Below are 18,249 nucleotides of genomic sequence, written 5' to 3'. Positions count from 1 at the left end.
CTATCGGGGAGCAACCCGGCTTTCGCTGGGCAGGCCGCGCCTATAGCAGCGCCTTTCTCGCAATGGCAAGCGTCAAATTGTCGAAATATCCTGCCCGGAAGCCCTAGGCGATGAACTGCTCCGCAGCGATCCGGTCGTCAAGCGTATGCTCAGGATCAAACAAGAGGGTGAGCGGGGTGGTCCGGTCGATGCGGACTTCCACCTGCGCGACGTCGCGCACTTCGCGCTGGTCGGCGACAGCGCTGACTGGCCGCTTGACGGGGTTGAGGACGGAAAAACGGATCCGCGTCGCTTCCGGCAGGATCGCGCCGCGCCAGCGTCGTGGGCGAAAGGGGCTGATCGGCGTCAGCGCCACCAATGCGGATCCCAACGGCAGGATAGGACCATGCGCCGACAGATTATAAGCGGTGGAGCCTGCCGGCGTCGCTACCAGCACACCGTCGCAAACCAGTTCGGGCAGAACGATCCTGCCATTCACCTCCACCTCCAATTTGGCGGTCTGGCGCGTTTCGCGCAGCAGCGACACCTCATTGATGGCGGGAATCGAAAACTGCTCGCCATCGACAGTGTCGACCGTCATGCGCAGCGGATTGACCTTGAAGCTCTTCGCCTTTGAAAGCCGCTGATCCAGCCCGTCGAGCCGCCATTCGTTCATGAGGAAGCCCACGGTGCCGAGGTTCATGCCGAATATCGGCAGAATGCGTCGCGCCTCCAACATCGCATGCAGGGCCTGAAGCATAAAGCCATCTCCGCCTAGCGCGACAACCATGTCCGCCTGCTCGATCGGGGCGAAGTCATATACGGCGCGCAGCCTTTCTTCCGCCGCGCGCGCCGCTGGAGTAGGAGACGCGACCAGAGCGCGCCGGCTATCGACGCTCATCCGCCGGTCACGCTCATGTGACGACGGGTGGCGGCGGGTGCGTTTGCACCGATGTGGAAGTCATGCGCAGCAGGCTTGAGGCGCAGCGCCCGGTCGACAAGCGGCTGGACCGCGTCCAGTCCGCCTTCGCGAAGCGCCGCCTTGAAATCGACATGATCCTCATGCCCCAGGCACATGAATATCTTGCCTTCGCAGGTCATGCGGATGCGATTGCAATCGGCGCAAAAATTGCGGGTGAGGGGGGTGATGAGGCCCAGCCGCACGCGCATGCCGTCAACGGCATGATAGCGCGAAGGGCCGCCTGTGCGATGCGTGATCGGGGCCAGGGGGTGCTCGGCCGCGATATCGTCTATCACCTGGGTCAGCGGAAGATAATGATCGGTCCGGTCTTCGCCCGTATCGCCAAGCGGCATGGTCTCAATGAGGCTGAGGTCGAAACCCTGGCTGTCGCACCAGCGCAGCATCGGCAGGATTTCGTCGTCATTGATCCCTTTGAGCGCGACCATGTTGATCTTGACGGCAAGGCCGGCCGCGCGCGCGGCATCCAATCCCGCGAACACGCGGCCGATGTCGCCGCCACGCGTCACGTCCGCAAAGCGCGCAGGATCGCGGCTGTCGAGGCTGACATTGACGCGGCGGACGCCCGCATCGAAAAGGTCCTGCGCATGACTATCGAGCCGGGTCGCGTTGGTGGTGAGGGTCAGTTCGTCCAGTCCGCTACCCAGATGACGGCCGATCCGCCGCACCAGTTCGCCAATGTCGCGCCGGACCAATGGCTCTCCACCCGTCAGCCGGATTTTCGTGATGCCACGCGCGATGAAGAGATCGGCCAGAAGCGCAATCTCCTCCAGGCTCAAGACCTGATCCCTGGGCAGGAATTGCATTCGTTCGGCCATGCAATAGCGGCAGCGCAAATCACATCGATCCGTCACCGAAATCCGCAAATAGCTGATCCGGCGGCCCAGAGCGTCGATCAATGGTGCGGACGAGGAAGTGGCTGTGGCCATGGGGTATAGCTAGGCGATGGCCATGGCCCGTGCAAGCACCCCGGTTGCAGTGACGCAAACGGGTCGGTAACGCCTTGCTGATAGGACGGCGCGATGCGCGGCGTCGGGGAGATACAGACAGTGGGCGGGGACGCCACATCGGCGACACAGCATAGCCTGTTCATTCTATCACTGGGCGACCGTGACGGCCTGTCGCAGGCAGCGCGGGCGATTGGGTGGCGCAGTATCGGCGCACGTCGGGCTCGGGACGCGCCGCAGCGCTTCCTGCGAAGCGAGGCCCAGGTCGCGCTCATCGATCTGCGCAGCGATGCCGACGTCGACGCGTTGCTGACGCCTTTGGTGCCTGCGATGGAGGCGGGCGGCGGCGCGCTGGTCGTGCTGCTCGATTCCGGCGAGGAGGCCCGGGTTCCGGCCCTGCTGGCCGCCGGTGCCACGCATTTCCTGCTGGCGCCCTTTAGTCCCGATGGATTGCGCGCGGTTCTTCTGTCGGCGCAGCGTCTGGTCGAGCGGCTGGGCGGGGAGCAGGGCGCGCGGCATCGGGCGCAGCGAATAAGGCGGGGGGATGCGCTTTACTGGCAATTGGGCAGCGATGGACTGTTGCGGGTCAGCGACGCGCTCGCGCGGCACCTGGCGCTAGATGCGCCGACATTGGCTCCCGCGGCCCTGGTGCGGCATTTGCCGCGGGCCGAGCGCATCGGCGTGCTGACGGCGTTGCGCGCTATGGCGCGCACCGGGCGGCCCGCGTCCCTGGCCCACGGACTGCCGGAACGGCCGGGGGACCGCCTGGTCCACCATCTGCGCATCGAAGACGGGCAGGTCGCGGCCGATGTCGAATGGCTGTCCGACCAGCATGAGCGCGACAGCAGCAGCCGCGACTATCTTACCGGTCTGCGATCGCGACAGGCCGCGCTCGACTGGTTGGACCGACGGACCGGGTTGCCGACCACTATCCTGCTGCTGTCGATCAGCCAGTTCGAACGGATGAACGCGGCCTATGGGCAGGTAGTGGGCGACGCACTGCTCGGCCGGATCGCGCGGCGGATCGAGCGCATGGTCGATGATGTCGCACCCGGCGCAATGGTGGCGCGGATCGCCGGGACCGAATTTCTAGTCGGCCTTGCAGGCGAGCAGGGGAATGGCGATCGGGCGACATTTCTGGCGCGCCAACTGATCGGTGCGATCGGGCGGCCCTTCAGCGCGGGCGATCACCTCATTCGCCTGATCGCGCGGTGTGGTATCGCGCAGGCGCGCAGCGAAGATGATGCGACCCATTTGCTCCGGCGCGCGGGCATGGCGCTGGCTGACGCGCGGCAGGCTGGCGGTGAAGGCATCAGGATATTGTCGGCCGAAAAACAAAGTCGGCAAGTCGATCCCGATCGGCTGGAAACCGACCTGCGTCTTGCGCTGGATCGGGGCGAAATCGGTATCGTGTTCCAGCCGCAATATCCGGTGAATTCGGAGGTCATCAGCGGGGTTGAGGCGCTGGCCCGCTGGAACCACCCCCATTACGGCCCGCTCGGCGCAGGCATCCTGTTCGCGACGGCCGAACGGTCCGATTATATGTTGCCGCTGTCCGCGCATATATTGGGTGAGGCGTTGCGGCAGGCGGCGGCCTGGCCGCGTGCCTTGTCCGGCCTTCGCCTGTCGATCAATGTCACCGCCGCAGATATCGCCCAGCCGCAATTCATGCCCGACTTGCTCGACATGGTCGACCGGAGCGGGTTTCCCCGGGCGCGGCTGACGGTCGAAATCACTGAAAGCGGGCTGATCCACGACGTTGATGCCGCCGCCGCGCTGCTGCGCGCTCTACGCACCGAAGGGCTGGCGGTGGCGATCGACGATTTCGGCACCGGCTATTCCAGTCTGGCCTATTTGAAATCCCTGCCGCTGGATTATCTCAAGATCGACAGTGGTCTGGCGCAGGATATTGCCGGCACCGCGCGAGACAGGATCATCGTGCGGGGCATCATCCACATGGCCAAGTCCTTGGGGCTCAAGGTCATCGCCGAAGGTGTCGAAACCGAAGAGCAGTTGGACCTGCTGGCGCGCGAGGGGTGCGATTATTACCAGGGGTTCTTGCGGTCGGCAGGCATATCTTCGGCCGAACTGGTGGCGCTGGTTCTCGCATAAGGAAAAGGCGCGGGATCGCTCCTGCGCCTTTTCCAGTTTTGTCTTGTAGACGAAAGTCCGGCTTACAGCGCGGCCTTCAGTTTTTCGACCAGATCGGTCTTTTCCCAAGGGAAAAAATCGCCCTCAGGCTTGCGCCCGAAATGGCCATAAGCAGCCGTCGGCTGATAGATCGGCTTGTTAAGGCCCAGATGCGTGCGAATGCCGCGCGGGGTCAGGCCGCCCAGTTCCTTGAGCGACTTGATTGCGTCCTCGATCCTGTCGTCGCCCACCGTGCCGGTGCCATGTGTGTCGACATAGAGGGACAGCGGTTCGGCGACGCCGATCGCATAGGCAATCTGGATTGTGCAACGCTGGGCAAGACCTGCGGCCACGACATTCTTGGCGAGATAGCGCGTGATATAGGCCGCAGACCGGTCGACCTTGGTCGGGTCCTTGCCGCTGAAGGCGCCGCCGCCATGGGGTGACGCGCCGCCATAGGTGTCGACGATGATCTTGCGACCGGTAAGGCCCGCGTCGCCATCCGGCCCGCCAATTTCGAAGCTGCCAGTCGGGTTGATGTGGTAGACGGTTTCGTCCGAAAGCAGATCGGCGGGAATGACCTTGGCCACCACGTCCTTCACATAGGCCTTGAGTTCAGCCTCCTTATCACCCTGATCATAGCCCTTGGCATGCTGGGTCGATACCACGATCGCGGTGCAGGCGACCGGCTTGCTGCCTTCGTACCGCAGCGTGACCTGGCTCTTGGCGTCTGGTTCCAGGAAGGGGGCTGCCCCGGAGTGGCGGTCGGCCGCCATGGTTTCCAGAATCTTGTGGCTGTAATAAAGGGTGGCAGGCATCAGGTCGGGCGTGTCGTTGGCGGCGTATCCGAACATGATACCTTGATCGCCAGCGCCTTCGTCCTTGTTGCCGCTTGCATCCACGCCCTGCGCGATGTGCGCGGACTGAGCGTGGAGGTTATTTTCAAAGCGCAGAGTTTCCCAATGGAAACCATCCTGTTCATAACCGATCCGCTTCACCGTTTCGCGAACGGTGCGTTCAATTTCTTCCTGCGCGCCAGGCGCCCAGGCGCCGTTTTCATAGACGCCCTTGCAGCGGATTTCGCCGGCCAGAACAACAAGCTGTGTCGTCGTGAGCGTTTCGCAGGCAATGCGCGCTTCGGGGTCTTTGGACAGGAACAGGTCGACGATCGCGTCGGAAATCTGGTCGGCGACCTTGTCGGGATGACCTTCGGATACGGATTCGGACGTGAAGAGGTAGTTTGAACGCATGGTTGCTCCAGTCTGATGCTGTGTCTGCGTATAAAGAAATCTTTATGTGCAGCGGGTGCCTTAGCGGCTGCGTCGTCGCGTTGCAACGGCGGCACCCAATAAGCCCAGAGTGAACAAGGCAGGAAGAAAGTTGCCGAAGCGCGAAAATGGCGTGGGCGCCAGCGCCGGCGGAAGGCCGCTATCCAGATAGCCCGCGCGATTTGGGGCGATGGAGCGGACGATTTGGCCACGGGCATCGATGATGGCCGACACGCCGGTAGGCGTTGATCGGATGATGGGCATCCCTTCCTCCAGTGCACGCAAACGCGCCTGGGCGAGGTGCTGGACCGGTCCCCAACTGCCGAACCAGGCATCGTTGGACGGGTTGAACAGGAATGCGGGACGGTCGTCCCGGTCGATTACCTGACCCGAAAAGATGATTTCGTAGCAGATCTGGACGCCCATTTTCAGCGATGGCCGTCCAAGCGTCGCGGGCAAGGTCAGACTTTGTGGGCCGGGCCCTGGCCAGAAGTCCGCGTCGCCAGGCACCAGGCGTGACAGGCCGATGGGCTCCAATATGTGCCGCATCGGCAGATATTCCCCATAGGGAACCAGATGCGCCTTGGAATAGCGGCCGGCGATCGTCGCTTGCGGCGTCACGATCCACACACTGTTGTTGGCACCGGCCAGTTCGCTGACGGGAACGCCATTCTGATCGACCGTCTTGAAATAGACCTTGTCCCCGCCGGTCAGGAGCAGATCGCCCGGTCCCAACAGGCCTGCGAGCCGCGCACGCCAGTCGGGTTCCATGTCGAGATAGGCGGGTATGGCGGCTTCGGGCCAGAAGATGAGGCGGGGTGCCGGGCGCGGCGCGCCGGACAAGATACGCAGCTTCTCGAAGTTGCGATATTCGGCCTCGACCGAATATTTCTCTTCCTGGCCGATATTGGGCTGGACCACGCGCACGCGCGGCGCGCCAGCGGGTGTCAGTGGGGCAGGGGTGATCCAGCCGATTAGGGCCAACAGGACGATCGGTGCTGCAATCACGCCGCCCAGCCGTGCCTGACCATGAACGGCGAACATCAACGCGCCTGCGGCCAATATCACCAGCGCGCCAAGCCCATAGGTGCCGATCACGGTTGCCGAAATGGCGGCGCCCGTTGGCAACAGGATGACGCCAAGCGGATTCCAGGCAAACCCGGTAAACAGCGTCGCACGCAGAAATTCCGTGACGATCCAGCAGGCCGCAAGCATGAAGAGCGAGGCTGTCGGGGACAGCGCGAAGCGATGCGTCATCCACCAAGTGCCCAACGTCGCCAGCCCCGGATAGACTGCCAGATACAGCGAAAGAAGGATCACGGCGCCATAACCGAACCAGTGCGGCATGGCATCCTGGAAGGTGAAGGCGTGCGCGATCCAGTTGAGGCCAAGCGTGAAATGCCCCACGCCGAACAGCCAGCCGCGCAGGAAGGCGGTGCGGCGGTCGGAGGCTTTGGCGATCAGGATGATGAGCGCAGCCAGACACACCAGCGTCACCGGCCAGAGGCTGAGCGGGGCGAACCCGGTGGCGGACAAGAGCCCTGCCAGCAGCGCTGCAACCTTTGGATGACGGTCAAAGGCGGCCTGGATCATGGCGATCAGCGGACCCTGTCCATCGTCGCGCTGGAGCATGCGTCGCTCTTGCCTTGCGTTCCCGAGAGGGCGGACACCGCCAGGAATCCGGCAACGATCAGGATCAGGAAGGCGGCGGAAAGTAGCGCCAGATATTTTTCGATGAATGCCTTGATGGGGCGACCGAATTTCCAAAACAGGATGCCGACCAGCATGAACTGAAAACCGCGGCTCAGGATACTGGCCCAGAGGAAGGTGAAGAGAGGCAGACCGATAAAACCGGCGGTGATGGTGATCAGCTTGAAGGGGATGGGCGTCGCGCCCTTGATCAGGATGATCTCCGCGCCATAGTCCCGCAAATAGCAGGCTGCGACCGGGAATTTTTCCGCCAGGCCCAGGGCGTCGAGTATCTGGGTGCCGATCGCTTCGTAGAGGAAATAGCCGATCGCATAGCCGAACAGCCCGCCCAGCACCGACGCGATGGTGCAGATCAGCCCGAACCGGATCGCGCGTTCCGGCCGGGCCAGGCACATGAGGCCGAGCAAAGGGTGCGGCGGGATAGGGAAAAAGCTGGATTCCATGAAGCTCACGGCGAAGAGCCAGCGTTCGGCATGGCGGTGCGCGGCTTTCGCCAGCGTCCATTGATAGAGCCTGTTGAGCATCGCGGGCCACCTAGCCGAGAAGCCGGCGCGCTGCCAGTGGTTTTGCCAGCTTCGTCATGTTGTGTAACCGACTGGTCGGCCGTGACGTCAGACGGCGTTGACGCCGCCGCGCCGTCTGGGCAAGACCGGCTTCCCTTGTCGTCTGTTTGGTCCGCACGCTTGAATATCTCTTCGATTCCCTGGGACAAGGTGCGGCAACGGGCGGGCGGCGTGACGTTCGCGCTGGTGCTCAATCTGCTGCTGTTGCTGGCGCTCTTCACCCTCTCGCCGTCTTTTCAGCCACCCAAGATGGACCCGCGCCTGCCGGTCACTTTCGAAACGGAAGCAGGCCCAAAAGCTGCCAAGGAAGAAGCCAAGGCGGAGAAGGCCGAGCGGAAGGAAAAAAGCAAGGCTGAGCCGCAGAAGGCAGAGGAGCCTGTCGTTCGACCGCCGGTCAAGGTCGAAAAGCCGGCCGAGCAGCCACCATCCCCTTTTCCGTTCCTGACGCTCAATCGCGAGCAGATGGCGTCGGCCGACATTGGCAAGATGCCTTCGCGTGCGCCGGGCGAAGGCGCGGCAGGACAGGGAGACAGCGCGGCCGTCGCCGGGCCGGGCGAAGGTCCTGGCGGGGTTCAACTGTTCGAGGCGGAATGGTATCGGCGGCCGACCCATGCGGAATTGTCGCCCTATCTGCCCAATGATGCGCCGGCCAATGGCTGGGGGCTGGTGGCGTGCAAGACCATCGACCATTATCATGTCGAAAATTGTCAGGTGATGGGGGAGTCCCCCATGGGGTCGGGCTTCGGTCGCGCGGTGCGCCTGGCGGCCTGGCAGTTTCTGGTCCTGCCGCCGCGTGTCAATGGTAAGGTGATGGTGGGCAGTTGGGTCCGCATCCGCATCGACTATAGCCGGCGCACCGCGCCCGCCGGCGGCTAGAGGCCATTACTGCCGGGGCGGCCCGCGCGCAAATATCGTCTCGGGGTCTAGACCCCCCGTCAAGAACGGGAGGCAAATTCATGCAAATAGCGATCCTGACTTTTGACGGGTTCAACGAACTGGACAGTTTCGTCGCGTTGTCGCTGTTGAACCGCGTGCATGGCTGGCGCGCGACCATCTGTGCGCCGAACGCCACGGTCACGTCGATGGGCGGCGTTACGGTGACGGCCGGAGCGAGGCTGAACGAACTGCCGGATATGGATGCCATCGTCGTAGGAAGCGGCGTGCGGACGCGCCAGATTGCGGCGGATACGGCGCTGATGGCGCGGCTGCGGCTTGACCCTGCACGGCAATTGATCGGTGCGCAATGTTCCGGCGCGCTGCTTCTGGCAGCGCTTGGCCTGCTGGGCGATGGGCCGGTCTGCACTGACGTCACGACCCGTCCATGGATAGAGGCCGGTGGCGCGAGCGTGATTGAGGCGCCCTTTCACGCCTCCGCCAATGTCGCCACGGCGGGTGGATGCATGGCGGCCTATTATCTTGCCGCCTGGATGATCGCGCACGGGGCGGGGGAGGCCCAGGCGCGGTCGGTGATCGATTATGTGGCGCCGGTGGGCGAGAAAGAGGCGACGGTTGAGCGCGTGATGGGCGTGGTGTCGCCCTTCCTGGCTTGATTTGACGCCACTAGGAGATGGAAAGGGTCGCCTTGGGCGTTCCCGTCATCAAAAGGGCGTCCGGCAAGCCAGACGCCCTTCGCTTTGGGATCAGAATATCAGGTCAAGCGGTGTAGACCTTTTCCACAGCGGCGCGGAACTTCGCCATGTCTTCGGCCGAACCTACGGTAACGCGCGAGACGGTGGGCCAGATGGGCCAGTTGCGACCGATCTGCACCTTTTCGGGCGTGGCGAGCATCGCAGCCTGCATCTCCTTGGCGGGCTTTTTCCAGTCCATCATGAACATGTTGGCCTGGCTGCCCGTCTGTACATCGATGCCCTTCTTGGTCAGCCACGCGATGGTTTCTTCGCGGTTGGCGATCATTTCCTCGCGGCGGGCCTTGATCAGCGCCGCTTCGGGGTAAACCGCATTGCCGCACGCCATGGCGGTGATGGACAGGCCGCCCGCCGTCGGGCCGAACAGCATGATCCGCTTCTGCAGTTCGGGATCAGCGAAGGTCAGGCCCAAGCGCACGCCCGCCATGCCGAATAGCTTGGAGAAGGTGCGCATGACGACCAAATCCTTGCGCCCCGCCACCAGCTTTGCCGCGCTCGGCGCTTCGGAGAAATGGATATAGGCTTCGTCCACCAGCAGGACCGAATCCTTGGGCTTGTTGGCAAGCAGCCATTCGATGTCCGCGAGCGGCGTCACCGTGCCGGTCGGATTGTTGGGCGTGCAGATATAATAGAGACCTGCATTCGGATTGGCTGCCAGCATCGCCTTGACGTCATGGCCCGCGCCCGGCGCTTGGGGCGCCTTCGCGATCGGTGCCTTGAGATAGTCGGCGGTGCGCCATGCAGATTCGAACGTGGGATCGGCAGTCACCAGCCCCTTGGTGGGCGAGCAGAAGGCGGCGACCGTGCTGACCAGCGGACCGCCCGAACCGGGCCAGAGCATCACATGGCTTTCGGGAATGCCCTCGACCGAGGCGACGGTCTTGACCAGGTCGCCGCGATAATTGTCGGGATCATACCAGTTGCCGAGCGCAGCGGCCTTCGCCGCGGCGTCGACGCCTGAAGGGAAGGGGCCGGTCCAGCATTCGTTGGAGCCAATGCGCACGGCCCCGGCGACGCCACGCGCGGCCTGCTGCTGCGCCTGGGCCGCTCCGCCCAGCAGTGAACTGGCTGCGACGCCCGCTCCCACCAACGCGGCAACTTCCGCGATCTGGCGGCGTGAATAACCGCGTTCCATCAGGTCTTCCCTGGCATCCTTGTTCAGCATCATGGTCATATCGTCCGTCCCCGTTCTGCAAGAAGCACACACAGACGAAAGACGAAGCGGCGGCACATTTCCGCAATGTGCCGCCGCCTGATCATGATATTATTTTGCGCGTATGGGACGCCGCGTCTTACGCCGTCCAGACCTTGTCTACGGCCGCGTTGAAAGCGTCCATTTCCTCCATCGATCCGACAGAGACGCGCGAGACATTGGGCCAGATCGGCCAGTTGCGTCCGATCTGAACCTTTTCAGCCAGGATGGCGGCCTGCATTTCCTTGGCCGGCTTGCCCCAATCGACCATGAACATATTCGCCTGACTGCCCGGAATGACTTTGATCCCCTTGGATTTCAGGTGACTGACCGCCTTGTCACGGGCAGCGATCATTTCCGCCCGACGCGCCTTGATGAGGTCGGCCTGGGCTACTGAAACGGTGCCGGCGGCGACCGCTGTCATCGGCAGCATTGCCGTCACCTGCCCGCCATCATACCGCATCATCTTTTGCATCAATGCGGGGCTGGCGAAGGTCAGGCCGAGCCGCATGCCCGCCATCCCGAACAATTTGGAAAAGGTGCGCAAGATCAGTACGTCGTCCCGTGATGCCGCCAGCTTGGCGGCATTGGGTCCATCGAACCAGTGGATATAGGCTTCATCGACGACCAGGATCGAATCCTTGGGCTTGTTATTGGCCAGCCATTCGATGTCGGCCAGTGGCGTTACGGTGCCCGTGGGGTTGTTGGGCGAACAGATATAATAGACCCCGGCATTGGGATCGGCCGCCAGCATCGCCTTGACGTCATGGCGATAATCGCTCGTCAGCGGAACCTTCGTGACCTTGGCGCCCAGCCAGTCGCCGGTGCGCCAGATCGCTTCATAGGTCGGATCGGCCGTCACGATGCCGCGCGCGGGCGAGGCGTAGGCGACTGCCACGCGGCTCAGCGGATCGGACGATCCGGGCCAGGCGGTGACATGGTCGACCGGAATACCTTCGACTGCGGACACCGCCGCGAACAATTTCTGATGCTCGCTGTCCGGTTCGTACCGATTGCCTTCATTGACCAGCTTGTACGCGGCTTCCGCCGCGACGGGGAAAGGGCCGGTCCAGCATTCATTGGCGCCAATGCGCACGGCGCCCTCGACCGGCTTGGCCGCCTGCTGGGCGGCCGCGCCGGTAACGCGCAAAGTTGCGGTCGCAGCGCCGAGCAGCGCCGCCGCCTTGGCCAGTTGGCGGCGCGAATAGCCGCGGTCGATGAGATCCTGTTCGAAATGCGTCATATCTGGTTGGGTCGCCATGGTCCTGTCTCCCTGCGGGCCGTGCGTGGAAAGGCCGTCCCTCCTTTGGACGAACCTATCGATTGTTTCCGCCATGTGAATGGCGGACTGTCTTGTTGAGACGATTTTTAGCCGTCCTTTGGATGCACGAATCTTGGCACTCTTCCAGTCAATCTGTTAGCGCTTGTCCATGCCAACGACGCCCGCCGCAGCCGCCCGCCAGATCCTTGTCCTGCTGCAGGAGGTGATGGCGTCGCGCAACAGCGCCCAGGCCAAGCTCAACAAGGTCGTGGAGATCATCGGCCAGTCGCTCTCAAGCGAGGTCTGTTCGATTTATCTGGTGCGTGAAGGCGTGCTGGAACTGTTTGCCACACGCGGCCTGAAACAGGAAGCGGTCCATGTCACGCGGATGGCGATGGGGGAGGGGCTGGTGGGCCTCATTGCCACCAATGTCGAGACGCTGAACCTGGACGAGGCGGCGGCGCATCCCGACTTTTCCTATCGCCCTGAAACCGGGGAAGATCGCTTTCACAGCTTTGCCGGCGTACCGATCGTCCGGCGCGAGCGGTCGATCGGCGTCTTGTGCGTGCAACATGTGGAGCCGCGCCGGTATGAAGAAGTCGAGATCGAGGCGTTGCAGACGGTCGCAATGGTGCTTTCCGAGCTGATCGCCAATGCTGAACTGGCCGATGACGGTCCGGCCGATGCCCGTGTCGCGGAAACGGGCACCACCATCTTGCAGGGATTGCAATTGGTGATGGGCATGGCGCGTGGCCATGCGGTGTTCCACCAACCGCGAATCCATGTCGAACATACGGTCGCGGAAGATACGGAGGCCGAACGCGCGCGGGTCATTTCCGCCTTCGCCAAGATGCGCGAGCAGATCGACCGGATGACCGGCGCGGCCGAATTTGGGACTGAAGGCGAGCATCAGGAGGTGCTCGAAACCTACAAGATGTTCGCCTATGACGAAGGCTGGATCCGGCGCATCAACGAGGCCATCGACAGCGGCCTGACGGCCGAGGCGGCGATCGAGCGAGTTCAGCAGCGTACCCGCATGCGCATGCGGCAGATTGACGATCCGCTGTTGCAGGATCGCATGCATGACCTCGAGGATATGGCGAATCGGCTGCTCCGCATCGTGTCGGGGCAACTGGGGACCGCGGCGCAACTGGGCTTGCGTCAGGACGCCATATTGATCGCCCGCAATCTGGGCCCGGCGGAATTGCTGGAATATGACCGTCGGCGGTTGAAGGGCGTGATCCTGGAGGAAGGGTCGCTGACCGCCCATGTCACCATCGTTGCGCGCGCCATGGGCGTGCCCGTTCTGGGGCGTGTGCGGGATGTTCGCCACAAGCTGAACGAGGGCGACCTTATTCTGCTGGACGTTGCGGAGAACACGGTGCTGATCCGCCCTGGTCCCGACATGGACGAGGCGTTCGAGAACAAGCTGCATGTAACGCAGAAGCGTCGCGCGGAATTCGCCGCGATGCGCGACCTGCCGTCCGTGACCACCGATGGGCAGCGCGTCGAATTGATGGTCAATGCAGGCCTGCGCGAAGACGCGCAGGCGCTGGACCTTGTCGGCGCGGACGGCATCGGCCTGTTCCGCACCGAATTCCAGTTCCTGGTGTCCGCCACGTTGCCGCAGCGCGAAAAGCAGCAGCGGCTTTATAAGGACGTGCTGGACGCGGCGGGCGATCGTCCGGTCATTTTTCGCACGGTCGATATCGGCGGTGATAAGGCGCTGCCCTATATGCAGCGCGATGGCGACGAGGAGTTGGAGGATAACCCGGCCATGGGATGGCGCGCCTTGCGCCTTGCGCTGGATCGCGATGGCCTGATGAAGGCGCAGGCGCGCGCGTTGCTGGAGGCGAGTGCGGGGAAGGTGCTCAATATCATGTTTCCGATGGTGTCGGAGCCTTGGGAATATGAGGCGGCGCGCGATCTGGTGGAGCATCAGCGCGAATGGCTGCAAGGTCATCGGAAAAAGCTGCCGATTGCAGTCAAATATGGCGCGATGCTCGAAGTGCCGGCACTGGCCGAAGTGCTCGACCTGCTGCTGCCGCGCGTCGATTTCCTGTCGATCGGCACCAATGACCTGACCCAGTTCCTGTTTGCCGCGGACCGTGCCCACCCAAAGCTGGCGGAACGCTATGACTGGCTCAGTATCGCGATCCTGCGATTTCTGGACAGGGTCGTTCGCGCCTGCGTGGCGCATCAGGTGCCGGTCGGCGTATGCGGCGAAATGGGCGGGCGAACGCTGGAGGCGATGGCGCTGATCGGCCTTGGCATCCGGCGTCTGTCGATCACGCCGGCATCGGTTGGCCCGGTCAAGGCGATGATCCGTGCTATCGATGCCACGCAGCTGCAATCGACGATGCGTGAATGGCTTGATAGCGGCGCGCCGGACATACGCGAACGGTTGACGCAATGGGCGTCCGACCGTGACGTGGAACTGACCTGAAACGGCGGGACCGGCGTTGACAACGCCCGTCCCGCAATGAGACAAGGCCGACCATCACAGGTCGCGGAGCAACATGGCAGAAGAACCAGACATCGAACCCGGCGCGACGCCGGTGGAAGACACGCAGCCCAAGACGCCCGGCGCGAAGCTGCGCGCCGCGCGAGAGGCGCAGGGGCTGTCGCTTCAGGACGTGGCCACGCGCACGCGCATTGCATTGCGGCAACTTGAGGCGGTCGAGCGCGACGATTATGGCGCGCTGCCGGGCATCCCTTACGCAGTCGGTTTTGCCCGGGCCTATGCGCGCGCTGTCGATGTGGACGAAGTGGCCATCGCCGCTGAGGTGCGGGAAGGCGTCCACGGTTCTGATCTGGGTGCTAACCGCTACGAGGCATTTGAACCCGCCGATCCTGCGCGGGTGCCGTCGCGCACGCTGGCCTGGACGCTGGCGGCGGTCGTCCTGCTGCTCATCAGCGGTTATATCATCTGGCGCACGCAATTGTTCACGCCGCCGACCAGCGAGGATATTGCCGCCAATGCGCCGGCCCGACCCTCGGCGCCTCCGGCGGGCAGTGCCGTCGCGCCCATTCGCCAGGTGCCGCAAACCGTCGTCTTCACGGCGGTCGATGATGTCTGGTTGCGGATCGTGGACGAAGCGGGCGAGCGCCTGAAGGACGGGACGATGAAGAAGGGCGAAAGCTTCACTCTTCCTGCTGGCTCGCGCAATCCCACGATTTTGACTGGACGCCCTCAGGCCCTGAGCGTCACGGTAGGCGGAAAGCCGGTGCCGCCCCTGGGTGCTGCGGATCGCACCATTGCAGATGTCCCGGTGAACGCTGAAGCGCTGCTGGCACGCGCTGCGCCAGCCGGGCAGCAATCGGGTACGCCGGCAGGCGGGCAGGCCGTGCCGGCAGCATCTGCGAACTGACAAGACAGAAGGTCCTGCTTTACGGCAGGCAATTAGGCTTTATGGTTAAGAGTGCAGGCGTTCACCTCAGCGGGGAGTTGGGCGTTGCAGCTTGGAAGTCATGCGTTCACCGGCCACAAGGATATGTCCGTGCCGGGTCGCAGCAGTCGGGGAACGTCATGCGTCACGCCTTTTTCGCGTCAACAGCCTTCATCGGAAGCGCGATGATCGCCCTTGCCTCGCCGGTCGTGGCACAGACCAGCGTCGAGGGGCGTGTGGACCGGCTGGAAAAGGAAATGCGCGCGGTGCAACGCAAGGTATTTCCTGCCGGCACGCCGATTGAGGCGGACATCACGCGGCCGGCGGCACCACAGCCTTCGCCCGGTACGCCCGCATCGTCCCCGATCGCTGATCTGACCGCGCGCGTGAGCGCGTTGGAATCGCAATTGGCTTCGATCACGGGCCAGGTGGAGGAAAACAGCTACAAGCTGCGCCAGCTCGAAGAATCGTTCACGAAATACAAGGCTGAGACCGATGCGCGCATGGCACCCGCTGCGGCGCCTCCCGCAATGACGCCAACGGCATCATCCAACGCGAGCGCTGCGCCAGCGCCCGCTGAACCAACGCCAGCCAAGCCTGCCGCCGCCAAACCCTCAGCGCCGGCCGGTGCCAGCGAGGCGCGCAAGACGGCAGTCGCGGCGATCGAGCGGCCCAATAGCGGCGACGAAGCCAATGACGCTTACACATATGGTTTTCGCTTGTGGGACGCCAAATTCTATCCGGAGGCGCAGGCGCAGTTGAAAGCCACTGTCGACAAATATGGGGACAACTCGGTCGCCAGCCGCGCGCAGAATTTGCTTGGCCGCGCCTATCTGGATGACGGCAAGCCAGCGCTCGCCTCCGTTGCCTTCTACGAAAATTACCAGAAGCGCCCCCGCGGCGATCGCGCCGCAGATAGCCTGGCCTATCTGGGCGAAGCCCTCATTCAGCTGAAAAAGCCGGCGGACGCCTGCAAAGTCTATCAGGAATTGGATCAGGTCTATGGAACCAGCCTGTCATCGGGCCTGCGCACGATGATGGACAAGGGGCGCGCTCAGGCGAAGTGCAACTGACAGGCGACAGTGCCGCGTTTCAGACGCGGCTGGTCGATGCGACTTCCGCGCTGGTCGGCGATGATCCGGCGATCCGCTTTGGCATAGCCGTTTCCGGCGGGCCGGACAGCATGGCTTTGCTTTGCCTCGCCGCATCCGCCTTCCCGGGGCGCGTAGCCGCGGTGACGGTTGATCATGGCTTGCGGCGGGAATCCGCTGACGAGGCAGCGTTGGTGGCGCGATGGTGTGTCGCGCATGGCATCGAGCATGTAACACTGACCGCAGATTCTATAGTGACAGGTAATGTACAGGCGTGGGCGCGGACCACGCGCTACCGATTGATGGAGGCCTGGCGCGCGTCTCACGCCATTGACTGGATCATGACCGCCCACCACGCAGACGACCAACTCGAAACGCTGGTGATGCGCCTCAACCGGGGATCGGGTATCGGAGGACTTGCGGGGGTGCGCGCTGTTTCGGGGCGCGTGATCCGGCCGTTGCTCGGGGAACGCAAGGCCATGTTGCAGGCGTTTGTCGATCGCGAAGGCCTGCCTTATGTGCAGGACCCATCAAACCGTGACAGGCGTTTCGATCGGGCCGCCCTGCGCATGGCGCTATCCGGCGCGACATGGTTGGATGCACAGGCCGCTACGCGCAGTGCGGCAGCCCTGGCGGATGCAGAGGCGGCGATCCTGTGGAGCGTCACCCAACTGGCCGATCAATATATTCGCGCGGATGGTGACGGATGGAGGCTCGTGCGCACCGACTTTCCGCGCGAATATCTTCGCCGCCTGGTCCTGCACATGCTGATGCTGGCCGGCTCGAAGCCGCCGCGCGGCGAAAGCCTCGATCGCGCCCTGCAGGCAGCGGCAACAGGGCATCAGGCCAGCCTGGGCGACTGGCTGCTGAAAGGGGGAGCCATCTGGACATTATGGCCCGCTCCTCCGCGCAATTGACGGCGCAAAAAGGTTCCACAGGATAGCGCGCCTGCCTAACGCTTCGCCGATTTTTTCCGCAGAATGGCAGTCGGTTAACCATCGCTATGCTATCGAGCAGGCTTTCTGGCAGGACTATCATGCATGTTTGAATTTGCGGCCCTATCCTATGGCCTGTTGGCGAGCGTCATCCTCTCGGCTGCCCAGCGCAATCGAAATCTGGCGCGGCCCCATCCGCCGCTGCTGCTCTACATCGGATATCTGCTCTGCGGCCTGTCAGCGGGTTTAGCTTTAGCGCTCGGCTATCTCGCGCTGACCATCGCTGGGCTCGTTTGACCGTCGACCCGCCCTGGTAAATCCCTGTCGCACACGGGCGTGCGCTGTGCTTGCGCTTTTGCGGGCGTGCCCTATCTTGGCGGGTGAAAGAGAGTGATGATGAACGACGAGAAAGACCCGCAGGGCAATCCCTGGATCAAGAGCGCGATGATTTGGGCAGGCGTGATCGTTGCCCTGTTGCTGTTCGTTTCACTGTTCGACAGCCGCACCGCCACGACGGCGGGCACCGGCATCGCCTATTCCGAATTCCGGTCCAAAGTGCAGGAAGGGCAGGTCAAGGACGTGGCCATCGCGCCTGACCGCATCACTGGCACATTGTCGAGCGGGCAGAAGTTCAGCACCGTTCCGGTCAATGATCCGGGCTTGCCTAAGATGCTGGACGACTTTAATGTCAAATATTCGGGGCAGGCGGAGGAACAGCCCAGCTTCTGGATGATCCTCATCTATCAGTCGCTTCCATTCCTGCTGATTCTGGGCATCGCGTTCTTTGTCCTGCGTCAGATGCAGAAAGGCGGTGGTGCTGGCGGGGCGATGGGCTTTGGCAAATCCAAGGCCAAGCTGCTGACCGAAAAGCACGGCAAGGTGACGTTTGACGACGTCGCTGGGATAGACGAGGCGCGTGAGGAACTTCAGGAGATCGTCGAGTTTCTGAAGGACCCAAGCAAATTTGCGCGTCTGGGCGGCAAGATTCCCAAGGGCGCCTTGCTCGTTGGTTCACCAGGCACGGGCAAGACCTTGCTGGCACGCGCGATCGCTGGCGAGGCGGGCGTTCCCTTCTTCACCATTTCAGGTTCGGACTTTGTCGAAATGTTCGTCGGCGTTGGCGCCAGCCGCGTACGTGACATGTTCGAGCAGGCGAAGA

16 protein-coding genes are annotated in these 18,249 nt (G+C 63.1%); 9 read left to right on the top strand and 7 right to left on the bottom strand.

Annotated features, from left to right (window positions below; genetic code table 11):
- Positions 1-103: 103 nt before the first annotated feature.
- Together B2V90_RS16620 and moaA are read right to left on the bottom strand one after the other, a co-directional pair.
- Positions 104-880, bottom strand: a complete 777-nt coding sequence (locus tag B2V90_RS16620) for an NAD kinase (RefSeq protein WP_009822359.1) — start codon at positions 878-880, stop codon at positions 104-106.
- Positions 877-1,887: a GTP 3',8-cyclase MoaA gene (moaA, locus tag B2V90_RS16615; protein ID WP_228220776.1), complete on the bottom strand. Its 1,011-nt coding sequence runs from the start codon at positions 1,885-1,887 to the stop codon at positions 877-879. The genes B2V90_RS16620 and moaA overlap by 4 nt, the downstream gene beginning before the upstream one ends.
- Before the next feature lie 93 nt (positions 1,888-1,980).
- Between moaA and B2V90_RS16610 the strand changes: the two genes are divergently transcribed.
- Complete coding sequence (locus B2V90_RS16610; RefSeq protein ID WP_228220777.1) at positions 1,981-4,017, top strand: putative bifunctional diguanylate cyclase/phosphodiesterase; 2,037 nt, start codon at positions 1,981-1,983, stop codon at positions 4,015-4,017.
- 62 nt (positions 4,018-4,079) lie between these two features.
- Here the strand turns inward: B2V90_RS16610 and metK are convergent, their stop codons facing one another.
- Genes metK through B2V90_RS16595 form a run of 3 tightly spaced genes read right to left on the bottom strand, consistent with a single transcriptional unit; the run spans position 4,080 to position 7,537 of the window.
- Positions 4,080-5,285 carry a methionine adenosyltransferase gene (gene metK / locus B2V90_RS16605; protein ID WP_228220778.1) on the bottom strand — a complete coding sequence of 402 codons (1,206 nt, stop codon included), beginning with the start codon at positions 5,283-5,285 and terminating at the stop codon, positions 4,080-4,082.
- A 60-nt stretch (positions 5,286-5,345) separates the two neighbouring features.
- Positions 5,346-6,935 carry an apolipoprotein N-acyltransferase gene (gene lnt / locus B2V90_RS16600; RefSeq protein WP_228220779.1) on the bottom strand — a complete coding sequence of 530 codons (1,590 nt, stop codon included), beginning with the start codon at positions 6,933-6,935 and terminating at the stop codon, positions 5,346-5,348.
- The gene (locus tag B2V90_RS16595; protein ID WP_228220780.1) at positions 6,902-7,537 is read right to left on the bottom strand and encodes a YqaA family protein; all 636 of its coding nucleotides are present in this window, start codon (positions 7,535-7,537) and stop codon (positions 6,902-6,904) included. The genes lnt and B2V90_RS16595 overlap by 34 nt, the downstream gene beginning before the upstream one ends.
- Before the next feature lie 159 nt (positions 7,538-7,696).
- Here B2V90_RS16595 and B2V90_RS16590 point away from each other — a divergent pair, with 159 nt between their 5' ends.
- Both B2V90_RS16590 and B2V90_RS16585 read left to right on the top strand, forming a co-directional pair.
- On the top strand, positions 7,697-8,452 hold the full coding sequence (locus tag B2V90_RS16590; RefSeq protein WP_228220781.1) for a hypothetical protein: 756 nt from the start codon (positions 7,697-7,699) through the stop codon (positions 8,450-8,452).
- 80 nt (positions 8,453-8,532) lie between these two features.
- Positions 8,533-9,126 (top strand): DJ-1/PfpI family protein, encoded by a 594-nt coding sequence (locus tag B2V90_RS16585; protein ID WP_228220782.1) that lies wholly within the window; start codon positions 8,533-8,535, stop codon positions 9,124-9,126.
- 103 nt (positions 9,127-9,229) lie between these two features.
- Here B2V90_RS16585 and B2V90_RS16580 read toward each other — a convergent pair whose 3' ends face one another.
- Both B2V90_RS16580 and B2V90_RS16575 read right to left on the bottom strand, forming a co-directional pair.
- Positions 9,230-10,396 (bottom strand): pyridoxal phosphate-dependent aminotransferase, encoded by a 1,167-nt coding sequence (locus B2V90_RS16580; RefSeq protein WP_228220783.1) that lies wholly within the window; start codon positions 10,394-10,396, stop codon positions 9,230-9,232.
- A gap of 118 nt (positions 10,397-10,514) precedes the next feature.
- Entirely contained in the window at positions 10,515-11,675 is a 1,161-nt protein-coding gene (locus tag B2V90_RS16575; RefSeq protein WP_228220784.1) for a pyridoxal phosphate-dependent aminotransferase, read from the bottom strand.
- 169 nt (positions 11,676-11,844) lie between these two features.
- Here B2V90_RS16575 and ptsP point away from each other — a divergent pair, with 169 nt between their 5' ends.
- From ptsP to B2V90_RS16545, 6 genes are all read left to right on the top strand, one after another.
- Entirely contained in the window at positions 11,845-14,121 is a 2,277-nt protein-coding gene (ptsP, locus tag B2V90_RS16570; RefSeq protein WP_009822349.1) for a phosphoenolpyruvate--protein phosphotransferase, read from the top strand.
- A 73-nt stretch (positions 14,122-14,194) separates the two neighbouring features.
- Complete coding sequence (locus B2V90_RS16565) at positions 14,195-15,046, top strand: helix-turn-helix domain-containing protein (RefSeq protein ID WP_228220785.1); 852 nt, start codon at positions 14,195-14,197, stop codon at positions 15,044-15,046.
- 158 nt (positions 15,047-15,204) lie between these two features.
- Entirely contained in the window at positions 15,205-16,137 is a 933-nt protein-coding gene (locus B2V90_RS16560; RefSeq protein WP_228220786.1) for a hypothetical protein, read from the top strand.
- The gene (gene tilS / locus B2V90_RS16555; RefSeq protein ID WP_228220787.1) at positions 16,128-17,072 is read left to right on the top strand and encodes a tRNA lysidine(34) synthetase TilS; all 945 of its coding nucleotides are present in this window, start codon (positions 16,128-16,130) and stop codon (positions 17,070-17,072) included. The genes B2V90_RS16560 and tilS overlap by 10 nt, the downstream gene beginning before the upstream one ends.
- Before the next feature lie 123 nt (positions 17,073-17,195).
- Entirely contained in the window at positions 17,196-17,387 is a 192-nt protein-coding gene (locus B2V90_RS16550) for a hypothetical protein (RefSeq protein ID WP_009822345.1), read from the top strand.
- Positions 17,388-17,486: 99 nt separating this feature from the next.
- Positions 17,487-18,249: ATP-dependent metallopeptidase FtsH/Yme1/Tma family protein (locus B2V90_RS16545; RefSeq protein ID WP_293922367.1), on the top strand; the 763-nt coding region annotated here is incomplete at its 3' end.

Source organism: Sphingobium sp. UBA5915, from assembly GCF_002431195.1.
Lineage (GTDB): Bacteria > Pseudomonadota > Alphaproteobacteria > Sphingomonadales > Sphingomonadaceae > Sphingobium > Sphingobium soli.
The sequence above is the reverse complement of the archived record's forward strand: the minus strand, read 5'-3'. Positions and strand labels throughout refer to the sequence as shown.